Raw genomic sequence first — 5343 nt, forward strand, 5'->3', positions numbered from 1 at the left:
AACACATTATACAATGGAGAGTTTGATCCTGGCTCAGGATGAACGCTAGCGGCAGGCCTAATACATGCAAGTCGGACGGGATTTGGGAGCTTGCTCCTGATGAGAGTGGCGCACGGGTGCGTAACACGTATGTAACCTACCTTAACCAGGGGGATAGCCTCTCGAAAGAGAGATTAAGACCGCATAATATTATCGAATAGCATTGTTTGATAATCAAATATTTATAGGGTTAAGATGGGCATGCGGAACATTAGCTAGTTGGTAAGGTAATGGCTTACCAAGGCTACGATGTTTAGGGGATCTGAGAGGATGGCCCCCCACACTGGTACTGAGACACGGACCAGACTCCTACGGGAGGCAGCAGTAAGGAATATTGGTCAATGGGCGGAAGCCTGAACCAGCCATGCCGCGTGCAGGAAGACGGCCCTATGGGTTGTAAACTGCTTTTGTACCGGAATAAACCTTTGGTCGTGACCGAAGCTGAATGTACGGTAAGAATAAGGATCGGCTAACTCCGTGCCAGCAGCCGCGGTAATACGGAGGATCCGAGCGTTATCCGGATTTATTGGGTTTAAAGGGTGCGTAGGCGGCCTATTAAGTCAGGGGTGAAAGACGGTAGCTTAACTATCGCAGTGCCTTTGATACTGATGGGCTTGAATGTAGTTGAGGTAGGCGGAATGTGGCAAGTAGCGGTGAAATGCATAGATATGCCACAGAACACCAATTGCGAAGGCAGCTTACTAAGCTAAGATTGACGCTGAGGCACGAAAGCGTGGGGATCAAACAGGATTAGATACCCTGGTAGTCCACGCCCTAAACGATGAATACTCGATGTTGGCGATATACGGCCAGCGTCTAAGCGAAAGCGTTAAGTATTCCACCTGGGGAGTACGCCCGCAAGGGTGAAACTCAAAGGAATTGACGGGGGCCCGCACAAGCGGAGGAGCATGTGGTTTAATTCGATGATACGCGAGGAACCTTACCCGGGCTTGAAAGTTAGCGAATGGAGCAGAGACGCTCCAGTCCTTCGGGACGCGAAACTAGGTGCTGCATGGCTGTCGTCAGCTCGTGCCGTGAGGTGTTGGGTTAAGTCCCGCAACGAGCGCAACCCCTATGTTTAGTTGCCAGCATGTAATGATGGGGACTCTAAACAGACTGCCTATGCAAATAGAGAGGAAGGAGGGGACGACGTCAAGTCATCATGGCCCTTACGTCCGGGGCTACACACGTGCTACAATGGGCAGTACAGAGGGCAGCTACCTGGCAACAGGATGCCAATCTCATAAAGCTGTTCACAGTTCGGATCGGGGTCTGCAACTCGACCCCGTGAAGTTGGATTCGCTAGTAATCGCGTATCAGCAATGACGCGGTGAATACGTTCCCGGGCCTTGTACACACCGCCCGTCAAGCCATGGAAGCTGGGGGTGCCTGAAGCCGGTAACCGCAAGGAGCCGTCTAGGGTAAAACCGGTAACTGGGGCTAAGTCGTAACAAGGTAGCCGTACCGGAAGGTGTGGCTGGAATACCTCCTTTCTGGAGCAAAGCCCCAACTTTAAGCAAAAAGTATTTCTTTACAAGGCATAAACAACAAACGGTTGTTGCCTGCATAGTTTTCCCAATAACTCTTAAAAAAAAACAACCCGGAAGATGAAGCCATCAGTGGTGAAGCCATGTAGTGGCAGTATTGTACGATAAACACAGTCCTGTAGCTCAGCTTGGTTAGAGCACTACACTGATAATGTAGGGGTCAGCAGTTCAAATCTGCTCGGGACTACGAAGGCAAGTTAAAAGTAAGAAGTCGAAAGTAAGAAGTCAAATGGCTTTGAACTTATAACTAAAGGCTTGCGACTTAATCTGAAAGGGGGATTAGCTCAGCTGGCTAGAGCACCTGCCTTGCACGCAGGGGGTCAACGGTTCGAATCCGTTATTCTCCACGCTTTTCAGTAGGCAGTATACAGTTAACAGTAAGCAGTTTTATGCTGCACACTGCGAACCGGGAACTGCAAACTGAAGAAACGTTCTTTGACATATTGGAAGAAGTAAAATTGAAGAGAAAACAACAGTAGAGGGCTGTTGCAGGCTCAGATTGTTAGCAATGACATGAAGACGGCAACACGAATCAAAAAGCATACAGTGCTGAGCAAAAGCAGCACAAGTATAGAAGAAAGTAAATAAGGGTACACGGGGGATGCCTTGGCTCTCAGAGGCGATGAAGGACGTGATAAGCTGCGATAAGCCCCGGGGATTAGCAAATATGATTTAATCCGGGGATTTCCGAATGGGGCAACCTAACTATTTGAAGAATAGTTGCAATAGCGCAAACCTGCTGAACTGAAACATCTAAGTAAGCAGAGGAAGAGAAAATAATAATGATTTCCAGAGTAGTGGCGAGCGAAATGGAAGAAGCCCAAACCATATATGTTACGGCATATATGGGGTTGTAGGGCCACAACATGACTACTAAAATGAACCGGAACGGGGTGGGAAACCCGGCCATAGAGCATGAGAGCTGCGTACGGGTAAGTAATAGTAAGATAGTGGTACCCTGAGTACCGCGAGGTCGGAGACGCCTTGTGGGAATCTGCCGGCACCATCCGGTAAGGCTAAATACTCCTGAGAGACCGATAGTGGACCAGTACCGTGAGGGAAAGGTGAAAAGAACCCCGAACAGGGGAGTGAAATAGAACCTGAAACCGTGTACTTACAAGCGGTCGGAGCACTGTAAAGTGTGACGGCGTGCCTTTTGCATAATGAGCCTACGAGTTACTCTTCTCTGGCAAGGTTAAGTGCTTCAGGCACGGATCCGAAGCGAAAGCGAGTCTGAATAGGGCGTATAGTCAGAGGAGGTAGACGCGAAACCTTGTGATCTACCCATGGGCAGGTTGAAGGTGCCGTAACAGGTACTGGAGGACCGAACCGATAAACGTTGAAAAGTTTCCGGATGACTTGTGGGTAGGGGTGAAAGGCTAATCAAACTGGGAAATAGCTCGTACTCCCCGAAATGTTTTTAGGAACAGCGTGATGGTAAAGTTATATAGAGGTAGAGCTACTGATTGGGTGCGGGGGAGTCAAATCCTACCAAATCCAGACAAACTCCGAATGCTATATAATATACATTGCAGTGAGGCTATGGGTGCTAAGGTCCATGGCCGAGAGGGAAAGAACCCAGACCATCAGCTAAGGTCCCCAAATTAACGCTAAGTTGAACTAACGAGGTCCGGCTGCACAGACAGCTAGGATGTTGGCTTGGAAGCAGCCATTCATTTAAAGAGTGCGTAACAGCTCACTAGTCGAGCGGCCGGGCATGGATAATAAACGGGCATTAAGCGTTATACCGAAGCTATGGATTACAATTAATTGTACTGGTAGGGGAGCATTCTAATTGCCGGAGAAGCAGGAAGGACAACTGACTGTGGAGGAATTAGAAAAGCAAATGTAGGCATAAGTAACGATAAGGCGGGAGAGAAACCCGCCCACCGAAAGACTAAGGTTTCCTGATCAACGCTAATCGGATCAGGGTTAGTCGGGGCCTAAGGTGAAGCCGAAGGGCGTAGCCGATGGACAACTGGTTAATATTCCAGTACTTTTTATAATTGCGACGCAGTGACGGAGTAGTGAAACTGGCGCGTGCTGACGGAATAGCACGTTAAAGGCTGTAGGTATAGGTTTGGTAGTTAAGTACGCCAGATTTGCTGAACGCTGATAGTACACCGAGCCTTCGGGTAAGGTGATAGCCCAGGTAACCAGGCTTCCAAGAAAACCTGCTAAGCTTCAGATTATAAAAACCCGTACCGTAAACCGACACAGGTAGTCGAGGAGAGGATCCTAAGGTGCTCGAGTGAATCATGGCTAAGGAACTCGGCAAAATGGCCCTGTAACTTCGGGAGAAGGGGCGCTGGTAGCAATATCAGCCGCAGTGAAAAGGCCCAGGCGACTGTTTAACAAAAACACATGGCTATGCAAAATCGAAAGATGACGTATATGGCCTGACACCTGCCCGGTGCCGGAAGGTTAAGAGGGGATGTTAGTCGCAAGGCGAAGCATTGAATCGAAGCCCCGGTAAACGGCGGCCGTAACTATAACGGTCCTAAGGTAGCGAAATTCCTTGTCGGGTAAGTTCCGACCTGCACGAATGGTGTAACGATCTGGGCGCTGTCTCAGCCATGAGCTCGGTGAAATTGTGGTATCGGTGAAGACGCCGGTTACCCGCAACGGGACGGAAAGACCCCATGCACCTTCACTACAACTTAACATTGATATCGGATACAGGATGTGTAGGATAGGTGGGAGGCTGTGATCTGGATTCGCTAGGATTCAGTTAGCCAACGTTGAAATACCACCCTTTCTGTATTTGGTGTCTAACTCTGCAAAGCGGAGGACATTGTTTGGCGGGTAGTTTGACTGGGGTGGTCGCCTCCAAAAAGGTAACGGAGGCTTTCAAAGGTAAGCTCAGTACGCTTGGTAACCGTACGCGGAGTGCAATAGCATAAGCTTGCTTGACAGTGAGGCAGACAAGCCGAGCTGGGTCGAAAGACGGATATAGTGATCCGGTGGTTCTGCATGGAAGGGCCATCGCTCAAAGGATAAAAGGTACGCTGGGGATAACAGGCTGATCTCCCCCAAGAGCTCATATCGACGGGGAGGTTTGGCACCTCGATGTCGGCTCGTCACATCCTGGGGCTGGAGAAGGTCCCAAGGGTTGAGCTGTTCGCTCATTAAAGTGGCACGCGAGCTGGGTTCAGAACGTCGCGAGACAGTTCGGTCCCTATCTGTTGTGGGCGTTGGAAGTTTGAGTGGGGCTGACCTTAGTACGAGAGGACCGGGTTGGACTAACCTCTGGTGAATCTGTTATGCCGCCAGGTGTACTGCAGAGTAGCTACGTTGGGAATAGATAAGCGCTGAAAGCATCTAAGTGCGAAACTAGCCACAAGATGAGACTTCCATTGAGGATCGTAGCAGACTACTACGTTGATAGGTTACAGGTCTAAAGATGGCGACATCAAAGCCGAGTAATACTAATAATCCGAAGCTTTCTCATAGCAGGTAAATAGGGTGGCGGCTCTGCCGCTGCCCGAACACAAAGCTGTTGTTTTCTCTCGAAATTACTTCTTTCAATAATATGTCAAGTTATAGTGAATGGAGAATACTTGATTGAGTGGGTAGTTATTGAACTCTACAACCACTCACCGCTTAACCCCTCACTACTAACTAAAAATATTCAGGTGCCTATATCGGCGGTGTCCACCTCTTCCCATTCCGAACAGAGAAGTTAAGCCCGCCAGAGCCGATGGTACTGCAGTAAAATGTGGGAGAGTAGGTCGGTGCCAACCTTTAAACAAGCCTT

The 5343-nt window shown here is 49.2% G+C and carries 2 tRNA genes and 3 rRNA genes; all 5 read left to right on the forward strand.

Features of this window, described 5'->3' with window-relative positions:
- The first annotated feature begins 10 nt into the window (after window positions 1-10).
- The 5 genes from BC343_RS20250 (at window position 11) to rrf (ending at window position 5329) form a co-directional block, all read left to right on the forward strand.
- Window positions 11-1532 (forward strand): 16S ribosomal RNA (locus tag BC343_RS20250).
- A 166-nt stretch (window positions 1533-1698) separates the two neighbouring features.
- A tRNA-Ile gene (locus BC343_RS20255) sits at window positions 1699-1773 on the forward strand.
- 86 nt (window positions 1774-1859) lie between these two features.
- Window positions 1860-1933 (forward strand) — tRNA-Ala (locus BC343_RS20260).
- Between the two features lie 227 nt (window positions 1934-2160).
- Window positions 2161-5037 (forward strand): 23S ribosomal RNA (locus BC343_RS20265).
- A gap of 180 nt (window positions 5038-5217) precedes the next feature.
- Window positions 5218-5329: ribosomal RNA gene (rrf, locus tag BC343_RS20270) — 5S ribosomal RNA — on the forward strand.
- The 16S, 23S and 5S rRNA genes sit together here with 2 tRNA genes alongside, the layout of an rRNA operon.
- Window positions 5330-5343 lie beyond the last annotated feature (14 nt).

Origin of the sequence: Mucilaginibacter pedocola (genome assembly GCF_002013915.1) — a bacterium.
Lineage (GTDB): Bacteria > Bacteroidota > Bacteroidia > Sphingobacteriales > Sphingobacteriaceae > Mucilaginibacter > Mucilaginibacter pedocola.